Origin of the sequence: Paucibacter soli, assembly GCF_037482845.1 — a bacterium.
In the GTDB taxonomy this organism is placed as follows: Bacteria; Pseudomonadota; Gammaproteobacteria; order Burkholderiales; family Burkholderiaceae_C; genus Paucibacter_B; species Paucibacter_B soli.
On record NZ_JBBHJW010000010.1, the window covers coordinates 169,811 to 191,348 of the forward strand.

The following is a 21,538-nucleotide window of genomic DNA, read 5'->3' on the forward strand; positions in this document are numbered from 1 at the left end:
GCAGCTTACCAGCTGACCTCGCGATCGGGGGTCGCGCCGATCTTGTGGATACTGAGGTCGGCGCCGTCGAATTCCTCTTCCTGGCTCAGGCGCAGCCCGGTCAGCTGGCGCAGCAGGCCGTAGACGGTAAAGCCGCCGGCCAGCGCCCAGCTCACGCCGGCCAGGGTGCCCAGCAGCTGCGACCACAGGCTCACGCCGCCGATGCCGCCCAGGGCCGGCTGGCCGAAGATACCGCAGGCGATGCCGCCCCAGGCGCCGCACAGGCCGTGCAGGGGCCAGACGCCCAGCACGTCGTCGATCTTCCAGCGGTTCTGCGTGAGGGTGAACAGGCTCACGAAGATGGCGCCGGCCACGCCGCCCACCAGCAGGGCTCCGATCGGGTGCATCAGGTCGGAGCCGGCGCACACCGCCACCAGGCCGGCGAGCGGGCCGTTGTAGGCAAAGCCGGGGTCGTTGCGGCCCAGCAGCACCGCCGCCAGCGTGCCGCCCACCATCGCCATCAGCGAGTTCACCGCCACCAGGCCGCTGAGCTTGTCCAGAGTCTGGGCGCTCATCACATTGAAGCCGAACCAGCCCACCGCCAGCACCCAGGCACCCAGCGCCAGAAAGGGGATGCTGGAGGGCGGGTGGGCACTGATGGCGCCGTCCTTGCGGTAGCGGTTGTAGCGCGGCCCCAGCAGCAGCACCGCCGCCAGGGCTATCCAGCCGCCCACCGCGTGCACCACCACCGAGCCGGCGAAATCATGGAACTCGGCGCCAAAGCTGGCCTTGAGCCAGGCCTGGAAGCCGAAGGCCTGGTTCCAGGCCACGCCCTCGAAGAGCGGGTAGATCAGGCCCACGATCACCGCGGTGGCCATCAGTTGCGGGCCGAAGCGCGCGCGCTCGGCGATGCCGCCGGAGACGATGGCGGGAATCGCCGCGGCGAAGGTCAGGAGAAAGAAGAACTTCACCAGCTCGTAGCCGTTCTTGGCCGCCAGCGCCTCGGCGCCGGTGAAGAAATGCGTGCCATAGGCGACCGTGTAGCCCACCAGGAAATAGGCCACGGTGGAGACCGCGAAGTCCACCAGGATCTTCACCAGCGCATTCACCTGGTTCTTCTTGCGCACCGTGCCCAGCTCCAGAAAGGCGAAGCCGGCGTGCATGGCCAGCACCATGATGGCGCCGAGCAGGATGAAGAGCGCATCGGCGCCCTGCTTGAAGTTCTCCATTGCGGGTCCTCTATTGCTTGCTTGCTGCGGGGTCGGCGCACCGACCTGACACGGAATGCACCAAGACAGCAAGAAGAGTGCCCAGACTGGGGCAAGCCCACAGAACCGCTCGCGCACCAGCGCGAGGCCGCGCGCTCACTCCTGGTGCATCAAGCGCACCACCGCAGTGCGCTCAGGCGTGGCTGGCAAACAGCTCGGGCGAGAAACCCAGGCTCAGGCGGCCGTCGGCCCATTGCACCACCGGCCGCTTGACCAGGCTGGGCTGGGCCTGAATCAGCGCGGCGGCGCTGGCGCCATCCACCACCGCGGCCTTGGCCGCCTCGTCGAGCTTGCGCCAGCTGGTGCCGGCGCGGTTCAGCACCCGCTCCCAGCCGAGCTCGCGCTGCCAGCGCGCCAGCTCGGCGGCGGGCACGCCGGCCTTCTTGAAATCGTGAAACTGGTAGTCCAGGCCTTGCTCATGCAGCCAGGCGCGCGCGCGCTTGACGGTGTCGCAATTGGGTATGCCGTAGAGGATGATCGTTGTCATGGGCGAGCACGCTACCATGAAGCCGATGATTCCCTGGCTTGATGACCGCGACCCGGCCTTCTTCCCGCCCACCCACCTGGCGCTGGGGCCCAACTCCGACGCCCCCGGCCTGCTGGCCGCCGGCGGCGACCTCAGCCCGGCGCGCCTGCGCGCCGCCTATGCGCGCGGCATCTTCCCCTGGTATTCCGAGGGCCAGCCCATACTGTGGTGGAGCACCGACCCGCGCATGGTGCTGCAGACCCGCAACTTCAAGCTCGCGCGCTCGCTGCGCAAGACGATCGCGCGTTTTCGCGCCACGCCGGGCTGCGAGATCCGCGTCGACACGGCCACGCCCGAGGTGCTGCGCGCCTGCGCCGGCGCGCCGCGCGAGGGCCAGTCCGGCACCTGGATACTGCCCGAGATGCAGGCCGCCTATGCGCGCCTGGCTGCCGAAGGCGTGGTGCACAGCGTCGAGACCTGGATGGACGGTGAGCTGGCCGGCGGCCTCTACGGCGTGAACCTGGGCCGCATGTTCTACGGCGAGTCGATGTTCACGCGGCGCAGCGATGCCTCCAAGATCGCGCTGGCCGCGCTGGTGTGCCTGTGCCGCCGGCATGGCATTGCCTGGATCGACTGCCAGCAGAACACCCGCCATCTCGCTTCGCTGGGTGCGGCAGCAGTGCCGCGTGCAGCCTTCGAGGCGCATCTGGCGCGGGCGGTGGGCGAACCGGCCCCCAGCGATTGGACCTATCATCCTGGGCTGTGGGCCCTGCTGGAGCCCGGCAATACCGAACCCGAGCCAACGCCACCTTCTTCGTGACGCATCCCAAAGAACTTCCGCTGGCCGAGCTGCAGTTTTATGCCACGGCGCCCTACCCCTGCAGCTACCTGCCGCAGCGGCAGGCACGCTCGCAGGTGGCCACGCCCAGCCATCTGATCCATGCGGATGCCTATTCGGGCCTGGTGGCGGCGGGCTTTCGCCGCAGCGGCATGTTCACCTACCGGCCCTATTGCGACGGCTGCAAGGCCTGTGTGGCGATGCGCATCCCGGTGGCGGCGTTCACGCCCACGCGCAGCCAGCGCCGTGCCTGGAAGCAGCACCAGGGCCTGCAGGCGCGCGTGATGCGGCTGGGCTATAGCGAGGAGCATTACCAGCTCTATCTGCGCTACCAGGCCGGCCGCCACAGCGGCGGCGGCATGGACCACGACAGCGTCGACCAATACACCCAGTTCCTGCTGCAAAGCCGCATCAACTCGCGCCTGGTGGAGTTCCGCGAGCCGCAGCCCGATGGCAGCAGCCAGCTGAAGATGGTGTCCATCCTGGACATCCTGGCCGACGGGCTGTCGGCCGTCTACACCTTCTACGAGCCCGAGGAGGGCATGAGCTACGGCAGCTACAACGTGCTGTGGCAGATCGAGCAGGCGCGCCAGCTGCGCCTCTCGCACCTCTACCTGGGCTACTGGATCGCCGAGAGCCCCAAGATGGCCTACAAGAGCAAGTTCCGCCCGCACCAGCTGCTCATCGACGGGCAGTGGCAGCAGCGGGACTAGGCTGTAGCAAGCCCCAGACGCGCCAGCACCTCCTCGGCGATCGCCAGCGCGCTCGTCAGCCCCGGCGATTCGATGCCCAGCAGATTCACCAGACCAGCCACGCCATGCTGGGCCGGGCCGTCGATGCGGAAGTCCGGCGCAGCCTCGCCCGGGCCATGGATCTTGGGCCTTACGCCGCTGTAGGCGGGCTGCAGCGCCCCGTCGGGCAGGCCCGGCCAGTAGCGGCGCACATCGGCATAAAAGCCATCGGCGCGTTCCGCCGCCACCGCATAGTCCAGCTGATCCGGCGTCGCCACCCCCTCCAGCCACTGCGCATCCGGCCCGAAGCGGGCCTGCCCGCCCAGGTCCAGCGTCAGGTGCACGCCCAGCCAGGCGTCCTGCGGCAGCGGATAGACCAGGTGCGCGAACGGCGCCCGGCCCTGCAGGCTGAAATAGCAGCCCTTGCTGTAATGCGCGCTCGGCTGGCCTTGCAGGCCAGCCAAGCCAGCTGTACGCGTCGCCAGCCAGGGTGCCCAGAGCCCGGCGGCATTCACCACCAGGCGCGCGCACAAATCCATCTGCTCGCCCCCGGGCATCGCCACGCTCAAGACCTGACCCTCGGGGCTGGGGCGGATTGCTCGCACCTCGGAAGCCAGCCCCACGGCACCGCCATGGCGCTCCAACTCGCCCTGCAGGGCCAGCATCAGGCCATGACTGTCGACGATGCCGGTGGAGGGCGAGAGCAGCGCGGCCTCGCAGCGCAGCTGCGGCTCGAGGGTCTGTGCCTCGGCGGCGCCAAGCCATTGCAGATCGTGCACGCCATTGCCCGCGGCCTTGGCCTGCAGGGCGCGCAGCCCGGCCAGCTGCGCCGGATCGGTGGCCACCACCAGCTTGCCGCAGCGCCGGTGCGCCACCTGGTGGCTGGTGCAGAACTCGTAGAGCAGTTGCTTGCCGCGCACGCAAAGCCTGGCCTTGAGCGAACCCGGCGGGTAGTACAGCCCGGCATGGATGACCTCGCTATTGCGCGAGCTCACCCCCTGACCGATCGCGTTCTCGCGCTCCAGCACCAGGGTTTCCAGACCCTGGCGCGCGAGTGCGCGCGCCACCGCCAGGCCCACCACGCCGGCACCCACCACCACCGCATCGACTTGTTCCATGGCCCGATTGTCACCAATGCACCACAGCGGGAGCCGCAAACTCGCACAAAGTCACGACTGGATCAAATTGCGGTCAATAGCAAGGGCTTTTCCTAGCACCGGGGCGCTCAGCGCACAAGACACTCGGGGTCCAGCGAGACAAGCAGTACGCCAGCCAAAAACATCGATCCACGCCGGCCCAACAGCCGGCCAGTGAGGTCCAGGGAGCCCACGAAGACGGCAGATCCGCCGTCTCGACCATGCTGCCATCAAGGAGCAGGAGTTCCCATGCCACCGAGCATTCCCGCGGGCGATGCCCGCCGCGTACTGATCGTCGACGACAGCCGGGCCATCCAGGCCATCATCCGACAGGTGCTGGAAAGCTCCGAGCTCGGCCCGCTGCAAATCCTCACCGCCGACGACGGCGCCGATGCGCTCGACAAGGTCGACAGTTTCCGGCCCGACCTGGTGCTGTCCGACTGGCATATGCCCGGCGTCTCTGGCATCGAGATGCTGCAGGCGCTGCGCCAGACCGGCCATACCGAGGTGGCGGTGGGTTTCGTGACCACCGAGACGAATGACGAGCGCCTCGTTGAGGCGCGCAGCAATGGTGCGGCCTTTGTGCTCAACAAGCCATTCAATGACCTGGCGCTGCGCGAGGTCGTGGGACGGACCCTGCAACAGGCGCGCAAGGCCGCACCGGCCGGCCGTCCTGCCGCCGACGCCGAAGCCAGGAAGGGCCCCGCCGCACTCGAATCGATCGCTCAGATGCAACAGCAGCTGTTCGCGCATCTGGGCACGCGCGGCTTCGACCTGCGCCGCAATGATCTGGCCGACGCCCCGGCGCGCCAGCTGCCGCAGCTGATCGCGCTCTACAGCAGCACCGGTCGCAACGGCGTCTATGCCCTGGGCGTGCTGGACCTGCACAGCTGCTGCCTGATCGGCGGCCTGGCCGCGGGCAGCAGCGTGGCCGAAATCCAGCTGGCGATGGCGCAAAGCCAACCCAGCGGCAAGATGGTCGAGCATGCCTCGCGCTTCATGCGCGCCGCGGCGTCGGTGCTGCGCAAGCGCAGCGTTACCGACCAGCCCAGCATGAGCGCCGCGCGCCTCACCGCCCAGCCCTTTGACAAACTTGCCGCCCTGCTGCTGCAGAACAGCGGCCGCACCGACCTGGTGCTGCAGGTGCCCGGCACCGGCGAGGGGCGGCTCAGCTTTCTGCTCGTCTAGGAGCTGTTAGCACCAAGCATTCCGTAGGCAATGGCACTGGCCGCGTCGGGGCTGAACTCGCCGGCCGCCAGCCGCGCCTGCAGCTCACCGGCGTCCAGCGCCAGGAACTCGCTCACCTCGCCGTCCTGGTTGCGCGGCGAGAAGTCGGCCGGCAGCTGCAGCTCGAAGACATGCAGGATCTCGTCGTGCAGGCCCTCGGGCTCCACGCGCGTGCTGCGCAGCGCGCCGCAGGCGCGCAACTGTCGCGTCAGCTCTGGCGGCACGCCGGCCTCCTCCCACAGCTCGCGCCTGGCGCAGTCCAGCAAGCCCTCGCCGGCCCGCAGGCCGCCGGCGGCCAGGTTGTCCAGCGCGCCCGGGTCGGTGGCCTTGGTCAGGGCCCGCCGCCCGCACAGGATGCGGCCATCGGGCCAGCGCGCGTTGATATGCACGGCGCGGCTCATCAGGCCGAAGAAGCGGAAGGCAGCGCGCTCCAGGCGGAACAGCTCGGCGCCCCGCAGCCGCAGCGGATCGTCAACGGGCGCCTCGCAGGCATAGGCCTCGTTGCGCCAACCGCCGATCAGGCCGGCGGCGGCGAGGCGCTCGGCCACCGCCTGGATGCAGGCGGAACGCGCGCCCGCATCGGCGCCATCCGGCCACCAGGCCAAGGCGCCGGGCGTCGCACGCAAATCCGGCCAGGCGCGCAGCAAGGCCTCGGCGCGCGCCGGAGCGATCCAGCCCAGCTTGAGCGCAGCCAGGCGCAGGCGCAAGCAGCCCTGCGGCAGCGGCTGGCGCGCCCGGGCAAGGCAGGCACGCAGCAGGGCGGGATCGGGCAGCATGGGCGCATTGTCAGCTGGCTTGCGCGTTTGCTCTTGTAGACGCGGCCGGCCCGCGCTGGCTAGCATGGGGCCATATGCAAGCCAGCAGCCAACGCCGCGTTCCGGTCCGCTATTTCGCCCTGCTCTGCGATGCCCTGCGCAGCCAGGGCATGGACCAGGCCGCCCTGCTGCGCATGGCCGGCATCGAGGCGCAGCGCTTCGAGCAGCGCGATGCCACGCTCTCGCCCGCCGAGGTCGAGGCCTTCATCGCAAGCGTACGCCGCCTCACCGGCCGCAGCGATCTGGGCTTCGAGATGGGCCGGCTGATCAAGATGAACTCGCACGACCTGCTGGGTTACGGCATGCTCTCGGCGCGCAGCTTCGACGAGGCGATGCGTCTGGCGGCGCGGCATTACCACCTGATGACCGAGACCTTCACGCTGCGCTACGAGCGTTCGCCCGGGCGCGGCGACATCGTCTACACACCGGCCTTGGCGATGCCGCTGGAGACGCTGCGCTTTTACTACGAGGCCCTGGCGCTGGCGCACCAGAACCAGGTCCAGCTGATGCTAGGGCCGGTGGCCTACGACATCCACCTTGCCATGCCGGCACCCGCACATTTACGTCGATACGAACGGCTCGCGCCGGTGCGCTTTCACTTCGATGCGCAGGCGGTGCCGGGCGTCCATGCAGTGATGGACGCTGAACTGCTGGACCGCAGCCTGCCGATGGGCGACGAGCGCGTGCTGCGCGAGATCGACGCGCGCTGTGCCGCGCTGGCGCAGCGCCCACGGCACAGCGCGGGCAGCGCGGGCGGCTGGGGCGACTACGTCACCATGATGCTGCGCGAGGCGCAGGGCGAACAGCTCACGCTGGAGGATCTGGCGCGCCGCGTCAAGCTGTCGGTGCGCACCCTGGACCGCTATCTGAAGAAGGAGAACCTCAACTTCCGCGAGCTCTCGCAGCAACTGCGCTTCGAGCGCGCCTGCGAGCTGCTGCGGGAGCCCGGCGCCAGCGTGGTGCAGGTGGCGCTGCAACTGGGCTTCAGCGACGGCGCCAACTTCAGCCGCGCCTTCCGCCGCGTGCTGGGCCAGTCGCCCAGCGAGTACCAGCAGCAGCAGCGCGCGAACAAGCAGGCCGGGTCCTAGAGCCGGAACACCGCCACCGTCTGCGCCAGCGCCGCGGCCTGCTGGCTCAGACTCTCGGCGGCGGCGGCGCCCTGCTCCACCAGGGCCGCGTTGCTCTGCGTCATCTGGTCGAGCTCGGCCACCATCGCCTCCAGCTGGGCGATGCCCTCGTTTTGCGCGCTGCCACTGCGCGTCACCTCCTGCAGCGCGCCGCCCAGCTGCAGCACGCTGCCGACGATGTCCTGCATGGTGCTGCCGGCCAGCTGCACCTGGCGTGCGCCGGCCTCGACGCGCTCGCCCGAGCCCTGGATCAGGGTCTTGATCTGCTTGGCCGCATCGGCCGAGCGCTGCGCCAGCGCCCGCACCTCGGAGGCCACCACGGCAAAGCCGCGCCCCTGCTCGCCGGCACGCGCGGCCTCCACCGCGGCGTTCAGCGCCAGGATATTGGTCTGGAAGGCGATCGAGTCGATCACGCCGGTGATGTCGCCGATCTGGCGCGCGCTGCGGTCGATCTCGCCCATGGTCTGCACCACCTCGCCCACCGCCCGGCCGCCGCGCTGGGCCACCTGCTCGGCCTGGCGCGCCAATGCGTCGGCCTGGCCGGCCGCGGCGGTGGCGCCGCGCACCGTCTGGCTCAGGGCGCCGGTGGCGCCGGCGGCGCGCTGCAACTCGCCCGCGGTGCGCTCGGTGCGCTGGCTCAGGTCCAGGTTGCCATGCGCGATCTCGGCGCTGGCGTGCGCGATGCTGTCGGTGGAGCTGCGTATCGTTCCGACCAGCCCACGCAGCTGCTCCTGCATCGCAGCCAGCGCGGCCAGCAGCTCGCCGGTCTCGTCGCGCCGGCCGCCGTCGATGGCGCGGCTGAGATCGCCGGTGGCGATGCGCTGTGCCTCGCCGACGGCCTGCTTCAAGGGGCCGGCCACGCTGCGCAGGATCAGCCAGGCGGCCGCACCGCCCACCAGCAGGCCCAGCAACGTCGTCAGGGCCAGCACGCCGCGCGCCGCCTCGTAGCTGGTCTGGGCACCGACCGCGCTGGCCGCCGCGGCCTCGGCCTCATGGGCCAGCAGCTTGACGATGGCGGCGCGCCATTCGTCGATGGCCACGCGCGGGTTCATGGCATTGAAAGCGGCACCGGCATTGCCGCCCATGCCCGCCATGCGCACCACATTGCGCGCCATGGTACGGGCCGGCGAGCCGGCCTCCTCCAGCGTCTTCAGCAGCTGGGCGGTGGCGGCGTCTGGCTGGGCGCCCACCAGCGGCTTGAGCTCCGCCGCGGCCCGCTCGTAGCGCTGCAGCGCGGCCTCGAACAGCGCCGTCTGCGCCTTCGCATCCTGCTCGTCGTCGCCCACCAGCAGAAAGCCATAGAGCGCCACCGCCGTGTCATTGGCCGCCGCCATCATGGCCTGCGCCACATCGCCGCGCCGGCCCGAGACCTCGACGATCTCGCGCGTCTGCTGGCTCATGCGCTGCATGCCCATCAGGCCCGCCGCCATGGTGAGCAGCAGCAACAGCAGTACCAGGCCAAAACCCGCCGTCAGGCGGCCGGCCAGGCGCAGCTTGCCCGGGTGCAGCCGCGTCAGCAGGGTCGAGGAGAGTCGGTTCATGCTCTTGTCTTCCTTGGGTTTCGAATCGGTCGATGCCGGGCGGCATCAGCCTGCGTGCCGGCCGGCGCCGGCCGGGGTGAGGACGCGCGCAGCCAGGCCCTGCCGGGCCATGCGCGGCAGCTTCAGGGCCAGCAACTGCTCGCCGCCGACCTGCGCCAGCCAGGCGCGCGCGACGCGCTGTTCGGCCTCCGGCCAGCTCGCCAGCGCATCGAGCAGGCGCTGAGCCATCCAGACCGGGTAGCTGGCGGCCGAGCGCCGGTGCAGCCCGCCGGCAAGCGGGAACTCGACCCGGTCGAAGAAGCGCAGCGTGCGCCCAGCGGCGGTCTTGCGATTGCTGCCCAGTGCCTGGCCGCAGGCGGCGATGAAGGGCAGCATCTCGTCGAAGATCGAGCGCAAGGCCGGCAGCAGGGTCTCGGGCAGGCTATCGTCGGCGAGGAACTCGCCGTCCACGGCGCTGGCGGGGTCGAACATGCGCGCAATCCAGGCCTTCAGCGCAGGGCGTGGGTCGATCAGGTCGCGCCGCGACAGCGGGTCACGGCCGACATGAGCAAACAGCGGGCCTATCAGCCCGAAATCGCCCAGCGATGGCCGGCCACCGAACAGGAAGGCATGCCGCGCGAAATGCGCGTCCAAGGCATCGAGCTGAATCTGCGTGAAGCGGTCGAGTCGCTCGCGCTGCGTCGCGTCAAAGCCCAGCGTCGCCGCGAACCCGCTCATCTGACTGCCGATGCGCCCACCCAGCCAGCGCTGCATGGGCGACGGCCAACCCGGCAGCAGCACCGCACCGGCATGGGCCGCATACCAGTCATGGTGCTCGGGCCGGTTCCAGCGCGTGTGCATGGCCATCATGAGCAGGAACTCGTCGCCCCACAACTCGAACAGGTAGGCGGCCAGACGCTGCACCGGACCGGCCGGCAGCATGGGACGCTGGGGGAAGCGCTGCTCCATCGCGTCGATGATGCAGCTTGTGTCCTGCAGCCAGCTGCCCTCCGGGGTTTGCAGCACCGGCACGACGGCGGCGCCAACCTTGATGGGCAGGGTCAGCAGATAGCCCCAGGCCTTGGGGTTACGTTCCTCGAAGGGAATGCCCTTGTGCAGCAGGTAGCTGCGGGTCTTGCCCGAGTAGTAGGAAAATTCGACGGCGTGGTGGATAAAGCGGCTTGGGTGGCTCATGGGGTCTGGGATGTTGCAGGCGCATCAGGGCTGCCGCGGACCGACATAGACCTGCCGCAGCCGCAGGTCCAGCAGCCAGCGCAGCAGGCCGGGCGCCAGCCGGTGCAGGGCGTCCAGCGCGCGGGCGATGCGGCCCGGCACGATCATGAAGCGGTCCGCGGCAATGCCGGCGAACACGCCGTCCGCCACCGCATCCAGCGACATCACCGGCACCGCCTGGTTCATCTGCCGGTTTTCCGCGCTGCGGGTGGCCTCCAGGGCAGTGGCCATGGGGGTGAGGAACTCGCCCGGGCAGGCCAGCTGCACGCGCACGCCGCGCGGCTTGAGCTCCAGACGCAGCCCTTCGCTGAAGCCCACCAGGGCAAACTTGGAGGGGCCGTAGGCCGTCAGTCCGAAGGTGGGCAGGCGCCCGGCCAGCGAGGCGATGTTGACGATGCGCCCGCTGCCCCTGGCGCTGAAGAAGGGCATGGCCGCCAGCGTGATGTTGACGGCACCGAAGTAGTTGGTCTCGAAGATGCGGCGCTGCGTCGCCATGTCCGAATGCTGGAAGTAGCCCTCGGCGACGATGCCGGCCGAGTTGATCAGCACATCCGGCGCGCCCAGACTGGCGGCAATCGCCTGCATCGTGACGCGGCAGGCCGCCTCATCACCGACATCGCAAACGAAGGTCTCGACGCTGGCCCCGGGCGGCGCGCAGGCCAGCAGCTCGGCGCGCACCTTGGCCAGCTTCTGCGCATCTCGCGCCAGCAGGGCCAGCTTCGCGCCGGCGGCCACAAAGCGCCTGGCCAGCGCCGGGCCGAGCCCGCTCGAGCCTCCGGTGATCACCACCACTTGCCGTTGAAACATGGCGGCTGCGCCTCAGGCCCGCACGGCGCGGCGCCAGGCCGCCAGCAGCCAGACGATGCTCAGCAGCGCCCCCAGCAGCCAGCTCAGCTCGGGAATCGCCAGCTGGAAGCCGGTGGGCGCGAGCAGCACCTTCAGCGCCATCAGCTTGTAGGGCGCAATGGTGCGGTAAGCCGGGTCGGTGACCAGCTCCATGAAGGCGCGGCGGCTGGGGTAGCGCACCACGATGACGCGGCTCCAGTCGTCCAGCCCGGCCTCATGCACCAGCAGGTTCTTGCCCTGGGCCTGGCCCGCATAGAGGGGATAGCCGCCCACCTTGAGCAGCAGCGGGGCCACGGCGTCCTCGTAATGTGCGTTGCTCTGCGCCGGCGTGAATTGGTTCGTCGCCAGCGAGCCCTGGTAACGGCGCAGCTCCGGGTAGTTGCGCATCAGATTGAGCATGTAGACGGGCTTGCCGTCGTCGGCCGCCATCCAGGCGCGCAGGGCCTGGCGCATCTCGGCGCGTTCCTCGGGCGGGAACGGCAGCTTCTCGGTGTCGGCGATGAACTGCTCGGCCTCGGCCGGCTTGATCGGCCGATGCGGGTTCTGCCAGAGCCAGACGCCGCCCCACAGCAGGGCAAAGACCAGGGCCAGAATGAGTTCGAAACGGTAGCGGGTACTCAACATGATGGGGTGGCGCTTTCAGGCGTTCAGGGGGTGGCGTTGGAACTCGTCCAGGATCAGGCGGTTGACGCGCTCGGGCTGGTCCAGCTGCAGCCAGTGCGAGGCGCCGTTCAGGCGTTCATAGCGCCAGGGCCCGGTGACCCATTGCTCGGTATCGCGCATCTGCGCCTCACAGAGATAGGCGTCGCCGTCGCTCCACAGGCCCAGCACCGGCATGGGCGGCTTGGCCTGGGCCAGCGGCAGGATCAGGGCCAGGTTGGCGCGGTACCAGGCGACGGCGCTGCTCAGGCGCCCGGGACGCGCGAGCTTGCGGGTCCAGTGCTTGAGCTCGGCATGCTGGCCGGTGAAACCACGCATCCAGCGCCAGTCGCGGCGCGTCATCAACCACTCGGCAAAGCCGCGCAATTGAAACATCAGGATGTACCAACCCATCAGCTTCTGCTGCAGCGGTGCGCGCGCATAGGCGCTGGGGTGCCCCACCGACAGCGCCACATAGTTGTGCACCCGCTGCGGATGGCGGATCGCCAGGGTCCAGGCGATCACCGCGCCCCAGTCATGCCCCACCAGCCTGACCCTGGGCAGGCCCAGCGCGTCCAGCAGGGCGATCAGATCGCCCACCAGCCGGTCGAGCTTGTAGGGGCGCACCCCGGCCGGCGCCTCGGACTCGCCGCAGCCGCGCATATCGGGCGCGATGACGCGGTAGCCCGCCTGCAGCAGGGCCGGGATCTGGCCGCGCCAGACCTCGTGGTCGTCGGGAAAGCCATGCACCAGCAACACCGGCTCACCGCGCCCCTGGTCGACGAGGTTGAGCGTGACGCCATTGATGCTGAGGCGGCGGGTCTCGAACTGGGGCATGGGCACTAACTCCAAAACTTGTGCCTGCGATGATGAGCAAGGACGCGCGCCGCGGCATGTGCAGGCGCCGTCAGCTGCCAGTCAATTCCTGCCAGTCCAGGGAATTCCCGCAGCCTGCTGTGGCACATGCACCCGCCCCCGGCAATCCTGCATGGACAGGCTGGCGCCGGCCTGGCTAGCATCGACGCGTGCCAGCACCCTTGACCGCCCTGCCCCGATGAGCGCGCAGCCCCCGCCCACCCGCCCCCACCCGGCCCAGCCGCGCCGGGTGCCGGTGCGCTACTTCGTGCTCTTGCTGGACCTGTTGCGTGAACAGGGCGCTGACATGGTCCAGCTGCTGCGCATGGCCGGCATCGAGCCAGAGCGACTCACGCAGCGCGGCGCCACCCTGCTGCCCAGTGAGATCGAGGGCATCGTGAGCTCGGCACGCCAGCTCACCGGGCGTACCGACCTGGGCCTGGAGCTGGGTCGGCTGGTGAAGATGAATTCGCATGAGCTGCTGGGCTTCGGCATGCTCAGCTGCCGCAGCTGGGGAGAGGCCATGCAGCTGGTGGCGCGCCACTACCACCTGATGATCGAGACCTTCTCGCTGCGCTACCGGCGCATCGGCGGTGGCATCGGCGAGGCCGTCTACACGCCGCTCACCGCGATGCCGCTGGAAACGCTGCGCTTCTATTACGAGGCGCTGGCGGTGGCGCACCAGAACCAGATCCACCTAATGCTGGGCGGCCAGGAGCCGGCCTACGACATCTACCTCTCGATGCCGCCGCCACCGCACGCCCAGCGCTACCTCGCATTGGGGCCGGCGCGCTTTCATTTCGACGCCCAGGCCCTGCCCGGCGTGCGCGTGCTGATGGGCGCCGACCTGCTGGACCGGCCGCTGGCGATGGCCGACGACCATGTGGTGCGCGAGGTCGACGCGCGCTGCGCCGCGTTGGGCCAGCGCCCGCCCATGGGCGAGGCCGGCTGGGGCGACTATGTGCGCATGCTGCTGCGCGAGACGCCCGGCCGCCTGGTGACGCTGGAGGATCTGGCGCAGCGCATCCATGTCTCGCCGCGCACCATAGACCGCTATCTGAAGAAGGAAAACCTGCAGTTCCGCAGCCTGGCCGAACAGGTGCGATTCGAGCTCGCCTGCGAGCTGCTGGGCGAGCCGGGCGCCACCGTCACCCAGGTGGCCTTGCAGCTGGGCTTCAGCGACTCGGCCAATTTCAGCCGCTCGTTCCGGCGCGTCATCGGCATCACGCCCAGCGAATACCAGCAGCGGCCGCGCACGTCGGCGGCCCCTTGAACTGGCTCAGGCCGGCGTGGTTAAGATGCTGGCCGGGTCGACCAGGATCTTGGCATGGCGGTTCGGATCGCCCAGGGCCTTGAAGGCCGCGTCGACGCCGCCCAGGCCCACCTCGCCGGTGATCAGCGGCGCGCAATCCACCTTGCCCTCGGCCATCATGTGCAGGGTGTCGCGGAACTCCAGCGGCGAGTAGCCCAGCACGAAGCGCAGGTCGACCTCCTTGTTGATGGCCACCGCGGGCTCGATCTGGTCGGCCTGCATGCACACGCCCACCACCACGATGCGCGCGAACTGCGGCGCGCCGTTGATGACGCTTTGCAGCACGCCCGGTGCACCCACGCATTCAAAAATGATCGGGCGCTTGGGCAGGGCACCCAGCGCCTCGGCCAGGCGCCAGCTATGCCACCAGGGGATCAGGGGCAATTTGCCGAGCTGCTCGCGCGTGCCCAGGGCCAGCTCCAGCATGCCCGGCAGGTCGCCGATGCAGCCCCATTCCTGCCAGTTCGCATAGGGCGACTCGGCGGCCGGGTCCACCACCACGTCGGCGCCGCAGCGCTTGGCCAGCGCGCGCCGGCCGGCAGAAAAGTCGGCCGCCACCACATGCCTGACGCCCTTGGCCTTGAGCAGGCAGATGGTGGCCAGGCCCACCGGGCCGCAGCCGATCACGATGGCCACGTCCTTGTTCTTGACCTCGCCGCGGCGAATCGCGTGCCAGGCCACCGACATCGGCTCGGTGAGCGCCGCCACGGCCGGGTCCAGGCCGTTCGGGATCGCCAGCGTCATCGATTCCTGCACCAGCACGCGCTCGGCATAGGCGCCGGTGACGCGCTCGGAAAGCCCGATCGCGTCGATCTCCTTGCCGACGCGCAGAAAGGGCAAGGCCACCACCTTGGTGCCGGGCTTGAAGCCAGTCTTCTTGCCGCCCGGCCCCTGGTCCAGCACCTCGGCGCTGAACTCATGGCCGAACACCACCGGCTGCGCGCTGCTGGTGAGCTGGCGGTAGCCGCTGCGACCCATGATCTGGCCCCAATGGTCGCAATGCTGGCGCACATGCAGGTCGGAGCCGCAGATGCCGCAGCGCAGCACCTTGACCAGCAGCTGCCCCTGCTCGGGCTTGGGCTCGGGCAGGTCGACGAGGGAGAGTTGCTTGTTCTGGCAGACCACGGCTTTCATGGCGATTCCTGATGCGGAGAAGAAGATGCCGTGATGATGGGTGGCGGCCTCAGGACTGGCACGGTTGCGGGCCGCCAGCTGCCAGTCAATTCCCGACGGGCGCGGGATTGCCCTGGGTATCCAGATGGCAGCAAGCCACGATCAGTCGGGCGAAACGCGCCGCATCGTCCTCCTGCATGAAGTGGCCGCCATGCAGGGTGCAATGCGGCTGGCCTCGGGTGCCGGGCACGCGGCGCAGGAATTCGTGGTCGCCGCCGCGGGTGATGGGGTCGCCATCGCTGAAGCACAGCACAAAGGGCTTGTGCCATTGCTCCAGCACCTTCCAGGCACGTTCGTTGTCGGCGCTGCCGCGCGCATTGAAGCCGGCCACCGGCACCAGCGACGGGTAGATGCGCGCGGCGGCCTTGTAGCGCGCGTCGGGAAACGGCGCCTCGTAGGCGGCGAGCTCGCCCCGCGTGAGCTTGCGCTTGCTGCCGTATTGCAGGATGCGGCCGATCGGGAACCAGGGGCTCCAGCGCGAGAAGGCGCGCCAGAGCTTGAAGACACGGCTGATCGTCATGGCGTGGGTGGGCAGTCCGCCATTGCCCATCAGCACGCGCTCGAAGCGCTCGGGGCATTCGGCCAGCAGGCGCAGCCCGATCAGCGAACCCCAGTCCTGGCACACCAGGGTGATGTCGCGCAGGTCCAGGGCCTCCAGCCAATGGCGCAGCCAGGCCACCTGGCCCTCGTAGCTGTAGTCGCTGCGCGCGGCCGGCTTGTCGGACTTGCCGAAGCCGATCAGATCCGGCGCCAGTACGCGCAGGCCGGCGGCGGCCACCGGCTTGATCATGTGACGGTAGAGATAGGACCAGCTCGGCTCGCCATGCAGCATCAGCACCGGCTTGCCCGCGCGCGGCCCCTCGTCCACATAGTGCAGGCGCAGTTGCGGCGTGAGCTGGTGCCAATGCGGTGCGAAGTCGTAATCGGGCAGGCCTTCGAAGCGCTCTGCCGGGGTTCTGAGAATCTGCATGGGAACTCCGCTTACTTGCTGCCGTACCAGATCGGCGAGGTCCAGGCGCGCTCCTGGATGGTGGGCGAAAAACCAGCCGGATGCGGCTTGCCCGTGGCCAAGGCATCGCGCTGGCTGTAACGGCACACCGGGTTCTCCAGCACGCGCAGGTAGTAGAAGGCCTGTTGCTCGGGCTTGAAATCGGGATCGACCCAGTCGGCCGCCAGCTCGGCGGCGCCCTGCCCGCTGCTGGGCTGGCAGTTGCTCAGGTCAAGGCTGGCGCCATTGGAGGGGCAGCGCCCTGTGCGCGCATCGGGCTTCAGCCCGTCCGAGCAGGCCACGTCCCAGACGCGCTCGGCCGTGCTGCCGTCGGCCTTCAGCCAGCCCTTGACGATCTGCAGCTTCTGCAGCGGCGCCGAGTTGAGGTCGCGCTGGGCCCAGGCGAAGAAGCGCGGGGCTGCGCCTGCGCTGCCGGGCGCACCGAGCTCACCGCCCATGGGCACGCCGGTCGCGTACGCAGTGCGGATGCGATCGGGCCGCTGCGCCAGCCCGGCCGGCAGCGCGAAGCCGCCGAACAGGCGCGCGCGCAGGCGTGTGCCGCTGGTGCCCCAGGTCTCGCGGCGCTGCAGCGCGTCGAAGATGGCCTCACGCGTGTTCTGCTCGGCCCATACCCCGGCCAGGCCGCCTGGGTTGAACTCGGGCCCCTTGATGCCCAGGGTCTTGGTGACCGGCGTCGAACTGAAGCCCAGGCGCTGTTCGGGCGCACCATCGTTGCTGCCGCCATGGCCCTTGTAGCTCGCCTCGTCGGTATCGCCGGGCGTGCCGTTGTGGTTGTCGGTGGCGCCCACAAAACCAAAGCGGTAGGGGTTGAATCCAAGCTGACGCTGCAACTGCAGGCCCTTCTTCAACACGCCACGCACCAGGTCGGTCTCGGCCACGCAATGCGCGGCATGCTGGCCGGTCTTCGCGTCTATCCTGGCCTGCTCGGGCGTGCAGACCGGCCAGAAGTTCTCGAAGCCGCATTGCTCGTCGTTGACCGACAGGCCGGCCGCGCATTCGCTGCTGCCCTTGGCCTGGAATACCTCCACCAGGGTTTCGTAGCGCGCACGCAGCTTCAGGGCCTCGGGCGTGATGGGGCTGGCATCGGCATTGCGATCGCCGAACATCAGGCCCCAGGAGAAATTCGGGTTGTGCGGGATCGACAGCGCCGCGCAGGCCGGCGGCTTGCACTGCACGTCCAGCCAGCGCAACAGATCCTCGGCAAAGCCATCGCCGGCACCGAACACGTTGTCGGGCACCTGGTGGCCGCGGAACAGCACATTGCGGTGGATCATGCCGCCGTCGGCCAGCGTGGGGCTGTACTCGAAGCCGATCAGGGTGGTGAAGCGGCCCGGCTGGTAATGCTCGTTGGCGGCGTTCTGGGTATCGCGCCAGACATCGCGCGCGGCCGTGATGCAGGCACGCCCATCGGCGCCACAACCGGCGGCCGGGTAATGTGCCCGTTCGGGCCCGCTCTGGATGTTCGCCTTGAACAGGCGCGGAAACACCAACAGGATCTGGTTGCGCATGCCCACGCAGTCGATGCTCCAGTAGCCGCTGCTGCCGGGCGTGTTGCACTGGGCGTACAGGCCCAGGCCCTCGGCATGGTCGGTGACGGCGGCAAAGTCCAGCGGCGCGCGCAGGCGCTGGCGCAGGCCGGTTTCCGGGATTTCAACCTCCTCGCCCTTGGCAAAGCGGTAGGCGGTGCGCGGATCGTTGCGGGTGCCGAACAGATTGGCATCCATCGAATAGCTGGTGTGCAGATGAGTCTCGCCGAAATAGGCGTTGCGCTCGGGGTTGGGCGGCGGCAGCTGTGCGGCCTGCGCCGGCGGCAGCAAGGGTCCGCGCGGCAGCGGCTGGGGTTCGCGCTGAGTGATTTTCCAGGCCCCCAGCGCGGCCAGCGCCAACAGGGTCAAGGCACCGTAGCCCAGGATTTTCCGCATCTTCATCGCAACATCACTCCATCAGCATCAAAGTAGCGCCAGGCGCTGCAGCAGCCAGCAGCTCGAGACCGCGCCCAGCACATAGGCCGGCACGCGAGCGGCCCAGCGGGGCCAGGTCTTGCGAGCCCGCATCAGCAGCAGCCAGGCCAGCAGCACCGCGGCCAGGAACAGCAGCTGCCCGGCCTCGACGCCCAGGTTGAACAGCGCCAGCGCGAGCGGGATTTCGCCCGCGGGCAGTCCCAGCTCGGCGAGCGCGCCGGCAAAGCCAAGGCCATGCAAGAGCCCGAAGGTCAGCGCCACCAGCCAGGGCCGCCGCGCCGCCAGGCCGGGCGCCGGGCGCAGCAACTCGCGCGCCACGAACACGATGGACAGGGCGATCGCGGCCTCCACCGGCGCGCCCGGCACCTGCACCCAGCCCAGGGCCGCGGCCGCCAGCGTGAGGCTGTGCGCCAGCGTGAAGGCGGTGACGGTGCGCAGCAGCGGCAGGGCGCGTCGCACCAGCAGCAGCAGCGAAAGCACGAACAGCAGGTGATCGGTGCCGCCCAGAATGTGCTCGACGCCGAGGCCGAAATAGGCACGCGCGGGCGGCGCCGCCTGCGCCCGCGCGGGCAGCATCCAGGCCGGCGTGCGTGGACGCAGCAGCTGGCTGAGCACGCGGCCATCGGCAGGCACGACGCGCAGCAACAGGTCGATCTGGGTGGCCGCCAGGCCATCGACCGCTACCTTGTCGCCGGGCCCCAGGCTGCAGGCCACGCCTTGCCATTGAAGCTGGCGCGCCGCCGGCAACTGACGCTCCGCAGCCGCCGGCAAGGCCACGCAATGTGCCGGCAGGCGCGGCTGCAGGGGCGGCGGAATGCCCTGTGTGGCGGGAATGCGCAGCACGATGTCCCATCGGCCTGGGTCTCGCTCCAGCAGGGTCAGCGCGGCGGGCAGGGTCTCATGCGCCCATGCCACGCCGGCCAGGCACATCAGCAACAGCAAGGCAAGCCAGCGCCGCATGGCTAGAAGCCGGCCATTTGCTGCGGGGACGGCGGCGGTAGGGTGATGCGGTAGCGCTCGCGCAGACGCGCATAGGCGGCATCGCGCGCCTCGCGTTGACGCGCCTCGACCCAATCGAGCCGCAGTTGCTCGTGCAGCGCCTCGAAGCTGGGCGGCTGCACCGCCAGCACGCGCACGCTGTGGCGCCCCAGGGGTGAGGCGATCGCTTCGGACCAGGTGTCGGGCGCCAGTGTGGCCACGCGCGCGGCGACCTCGGCGCCAAGCTCGGCCGTGATGCGCGCCGCATCGGCCTGGTCCAGGCGCGCGGGGCCGGCAACGCGGCCTTCGACGGCGCGTTGCTCAAGCGTCCAGCGCGTGGCATCGTCATAGCGCTGCAGATGCGCGTCATACCAGGCACGCAACTGCGCATCGTCCGGCTGCGGAGCATCGCCCTGGGCCAGGAACTCCATCTTCTGCGCCAGGCGCCGGCGTATCACCACATCGTCGCGGTCCAGGCCTTGAGCCAGCGCCTCGCGGTAGAGCACTTCCTCGCGCAGCTGCGCCTGCAGCAAGGCGTCCAGCTGCGCCGCATCGGGTTCGCGTCCCCATTGCTTGCGCGCCATGGCGCGCAGACGCTCGAGGTCCTGTTCGCCCATCACAATGGCCTGCGGGTCGCGCCAGGCCTGCAACCAGGCATGCGAGGCGAACAGCAACGCGCCGGCCAGCAGGAACTGAACCAGCGGCTCGGCGCATAAGCGCCACCAGGCACCGGCTGTCGTCGCGGTCTTCATGCGCATGTCCTTGGTTGGGAGGAACGAAAAAAAAACTCGCTCGCATGATGGCCGCCCTCGGCCGGATCGGCATGCTCCCGAGCTGCCACGAGCCTGTCAGTTTCCGCCTGCCCCGGGAAATCCCCTGGGCGCGGCTTTGCTGCCGACCGGCGTGCGGCTGCAGCCGCACGGAGCAGTCATTGCTGTGTTGGGCGGTGGATGTGCCAAGGGCGTCGCGCGTCAGAACGGCTTCTTCACCGCCTTGTCGCCATGCCCCAGGAACAGCGCCAGCGAGAGGTGCTGGACGATGTTGCCGTAGGGCGGATAGAACAGCGAGATCGGGAAGAAGCGGTGGCGCTTGAACACGGTGCGCGCATGCGAGAGTTCGCGGAAGCCCTCCTCGCCGTGGTAGTTGCCCATGCCCGAATTGCCCACGCCGCCGAAGGGCGCGTCGTGGTTCACCACATGCCAGGCCCAGTCGTTGATGGTGACGCCGCCCGAGTGGGTGCGCGCCAGCAGCTCGCCGCGCGCGCGGGCATCGTGGCTGAAGGCATAGAGGGCCAGCGGCCGCGGGCGCTGCTGGATGTATTCGATCGCCTCGTCCAGGCTGTCGTAGGGCACGATGGGCAGGATGGGGCCGAAGATCTCCTCGCGCATCAGCGCCATCTCGGGTGTGACGCCGGTGACGATGTGCAAGGGCTGCTGGCGGCCCTGGCCATCCAAACTCCCGCAGATTTCGATGCTCGCGCCCTTGGCGCGGGCATCGTCGAGCAGGCCGCGGATGCGCGCGGCGTGGCGATCGGTGGCGATCGCGGTGTAGTCGCTGCTGCCGGCGGTGCGGCCCTTGTAGAGCGCGGCAAAGCTCTTCTTCAGCTCGGCCACAAAGGCGCCGACCTTGGCGCGCGGCACCAGGGCATAGTCGGGCGCCACGCAGACCTGGCCGCAGTTGACGCCCTTGCCATGCGCGATGCGGTAGGCGGCGTCGGCGATCGAGTAATCGTTCAGCAGCACCGCCGGCGACTTGCCGCCCAGCTCCAGCGTCACCGGGGTCAGGTTTTGCGCCGCCTGCGCCATCACCAGCTTGCCCACCGCGGGCGAGCCGGTGAAGACGATGTGATTGAAGGGCAGCGCGCTGAAGGCATTCGGGTCGGCCAGTTCGGCGCCGATCAGCGCCACATGGTCCTCGTCGAACACCTCGGCCAGCATGGCCTTGAGCGTGGCATTGGTGGCCGGCGTGGTCTCGGGCATCTTGATCATGACGCGGTTGCCGGCGGCCAGCGCGGTCACCAGCGGGCCCAAGGAGAGGTAGACCGGGAAGTTCCAGGTCGCGATCACGCCCACCACGCCCTTGGGCTGGTATTCGACCTTGAGGCTGTTGCTGGCGAACAGCAGTTCGGGCCAGCGGCGGCTGGCCTTCATCCAGCGCCCCAGGTGGGTGATGGCGTGGTTGGCCTCCAGCGTGGTGGTCAAGAGGTCCAGCATCTTGGTCTCGGCCGGCGCGCGCTGGCCGAAGTCCTGCGCGATCGCTGCGCAGAGCAGGTCCTGGTAGCGGCTTAGCTGGCGCTTGAGCGCCTTCAGATGCTCGCGGCGCTCGGCCGCGCTGGGCTTGGTGTGCTTCAGAAAAGCCTGCTGCTGGCGGGCGAACAGCTCGGCCAGTTGCAGGGCCGCCATGTCTTGTCGGTCGTTCATGCGCG

General features: G+C 69.5%; 20 protein-coding genes. 5 read left to right on the forward strand and 15 right to left on the reverse strand.

The window, feature by feature from the left end; all coding sequences use genetic code 11:
* Nucleotides 1-5 precede the first annotated feature (5 nt).
* Both WG898_RS20300 and WG898_RS20305 read right to left on the reverse strand, forming a co-directional pair.
* Nucleotides 6-1,208, reverse strand: a complete 1,203-nt coding sequence (locus WG898_RS20300; RefSeq protein ID WP_339604589.1) for an ammonium transporter — start codon at nt 1,206-1,208, stop codon at nt 6-8.
* Nucleotides 1,209-1,380: 172 nt separating this feature from the next.
* Entirely contained in the window at nt 1,381-1,734 is a 354-nt protein-coding gene (locus tag WG898_RS20305; RefSeq protein ID WP_339604590.1) for an ArsC family reductase, read from the reverse strand.
* 25 nt (nt 1,735-1,759) lie between these two features.
* On the opposite strand from WG898_RS20305, the gene aat reads away from it, so the two are divergent.
* A complete protein-coding gene (aat, locus tag WG898_RS20310; protein WP_444718981.1) occupies nt 1,760-2,533 on the forward strand; it encodes a leucyl/phenylalanyl-tRNA--protein transferase in 774 nt (257 codons plus the stop codon).
* Entirely contained in the window at nt 2,530-3,264 is a 735-nt protein-coding gene (locus tag WG898_RS20315; RefSeq protein WP_339604592.1) for an arginyltransferase, read from the forward strand. Before aat ends, WG898_RS20315 begins: the two co-directional genes overlap by 4 nt.
* Here WG898_RS20315 and WG898_RS20320 read toward each other — a convergent pair.
* Nucleotides 3,261-4,400 (reverse strand): NAD(P)/FAD-dependent oxidoreductase, encoded by a 1,140-nt coding sequence (locus WG898_RS20320; RefSeq protein ID WP_339604593.1) that lies wholly within the window; start codon nt 4,398-4,400, stop codon nt 3,261-3,263. The genes WG898_RS20315 and WG898_RS20320 overlap by 4 nt on opposite strands.
* Before the next feature lie 267 nt (nt 4,401-4,667).
* Here WG898_RS20320 and WG898_RS20325 point away from each other — a divergent pair, with 267 nt between their 5' ends.
* Nucleotides 4,668-5,606, forward strand: a complete 939-nt coding sequence (locus WG898_RS20325; RefSeq protein WP_339604594.1) for a response regulator — start codon at nt 4,668-4,670, stop codon at nt 5,604-5,606.
* Here the strand turns inward: WG898_RS20325 and WG898_RS20330 are convergent.
* Nucleotides 5,603-6,421: an NUDIX hydrolase gene (locus WG898_RS20330; protein ID WP_339604595.1), complete on the reverse strand. Its 819-nt coding sequence runs from the start codon at nt 6,419-6,421 to the stop codon at nt 5,603-5,605. The genes WG898_RS20325 and WG898_RS20330 overlap by 4 nt on opposite strands.
* Before the next feature lie 74 nt (nt 6,422-6,495).
* On the opposite strand from WG898_RS20330, the gene WG898_RS20335 reads away from it, so the two are divergent.
* On the forward strand, nt 6,496-7,548 hold the full coding sequence (locus WG898_RS20335; RefSeq protein ID WP_339604596.1) for a helix-turn-helix domain-containing protein: 1,053 nt from the start codon (nt 6,496-6,498) through the stop codon (nt 7,546-7,548).
* Here WG898_RS20335 and WG898_RS20340 read toward each other — a convergent pair.
* From WG898_RS20340 to WG898_RS20360, 5 genes are read right to left on the reverse strand one after another with little or no spacing between them, the layout of a single operon-like run.
* Nucleotides 7,545-9,128 (reverse strand): methyl-accepting chemotaxis protein, encoded by a 1,584-nt coding sequence (locus tag WG898_RS20340; protein ID WP_339604597.1) that lies wholly within the window; start codon nt 9,126-9,128, stop codon nt 7,545-7,547. The genes WG898_RS20335 and WG898_RS20340 overlap by 4 nt on opposite strands.
* 45 nt (nt 9,129-9,173) lie before the next feature.
* Nucleotides 9,174-10,301 carry a glutathione S-transferase family protein gene (locus WG898_RS20345; protein ID WP_339604598.1) on the reverse strand — a complete coding sequence of 376 codons (1,128 nt, stop codon included), beginning with the start codon at nt 10,299-10,301 and terminating at the stop codon, nt 9,174-9,176.
* Between the two features lie 24 nt (nt 10,302-10,325).
* The gene (locus WG898_RS20350) at nt 10,326-11,147 is read right to left on the reverse strand and encodes an SDR family NAD(P)-dependent oxidoreductase (protein ID WP_339604599.1); all 822 of its coding nucleotides are present in this window, start codon (nt 11,145-11,147) and stop codon (nt 10,326-10,328) included.
* A 12-nt stretch (nt 11,148-11,159) separates the two neighbouring features.
* Nucleotides 11,160-11,810 (reverse strand): DUF1330 domain-containing protein, encoded by a 651-nt coding sequence (locus WG898_RS20355; RefSeq protein ID WP_339604600.1) that lies wholly within the window; start codon nt 11,808-11,810, stop codon nt 11,160-11,162.
* Between the two features lie 15 nt (nt 11,811-11,825).
* Nucleotides 11,826-12,662 (reverse strand): alpha/beta fold hydrolase, encoded by an 837-nt coding sequence (locus WG898_RS20360; protein ID WP_339604601.1) that lies wholly within the window; start codon nt 12,660-12,662, stop codon nt 11,826-11,828.
* A gap of 217 nt (nt 12,663-12,879) precedes the next feature.
* On the opposite strand from WG898_RS20360, the gene WG898_RS20365 reads away from it, so the two are divergent.
* The gene (locus WG898_RS20365; RefSeq protein ID WP_339604602.1) at nt 12,880-13,953 is read left to right on the forward strand and encodes a helix-turn-helix domain-containing protein; all 1,074 of its coding nucleotides are present in this window, start codon (nt 12,880-12,882) and stop codon (nt 13,951-13,953) included.
* 6 nt (nt 13,954-13,959) lie between these two features.
* On the opposite strand, the gene WG898_RS20370 is transcribed toward WG898_RS20365, so the two are convergent.
* From WG898_RS20370 to WG898_RS20395, 6 genes are all read right to left on the reverse strand, one after another.
* Complete coding sequence (locus WG898_RS20370; protein WP_339604603.1) at nt 13,960-15,126, reverse strand: zinc-binding dehydrogenase; 1,167 nt, start codon at nt 15,124-15,126, stop codon at nt 13,960-13,962.
* An 85-nt stretch (nt 15,127-15,211) separates the two neighbouring features.
* Complete coding sequence (locus tag WG898_RS20375; protein ID WP_339604604.1) at nt 15,212-16,135, reverse strand: haloalkane dehalogenase; 924 nt, start codon at nt 16,133-16,135, stop codon at nt 15,212-15,214.
* 11 nt (nt 16,136-16,146) lie between these two features.
* Nucleotides 16,147-18,102: a DUF3604 domain-containing protein gene (locus tag WG898_RS20380; RefSeq protein WP_339604605.1), complete on the reverse strand. Its 1,956-nt coding sequence runs from the start codon at nt 18,100-18,102 to the stop codon at nt 16,147-16,149.
* Between the two features lie 21 nt (nt 18,103-18,123).
* Complete coding sequence (locus WG898_RS20385) at nt 18,124-19,095, reverse strand: HupE/UreJ family protein (RefSeq protein WP_339604606.1); 972 nt, start codon at nt 19,093-19,095, stop codon at nt 18,124-18,126.
* Between the two features lie 2 nt (nt 19,096-19,097).
* Complete coding sequence (locus WG898_RS20390) at nt 19,098-19,865, reverse strand: peptidylprolyl isomerase (RefSeq protein WP_339604607.1); 768 nt, start codon at nt 19,863-19,865, stop codon at nt 19,098-19,100.
* Nucleotides 19,866-20,084: 219 nt separating this feature from the next.
* Nucleotides 20,085-21,533 (reverse strand): coniferyl aldehyde dehydrogenase, encoded by a 1,449-nt coding sequence (locus WG898_RS20395; protein WP_339604608.1) that lies wholly within the window; start codon nt 21,531-21,533, stop codon nt 20,085-20,087.
* Between the last annotated feature and the right edge of the window lie 5 nt (nt 21,534-21,538).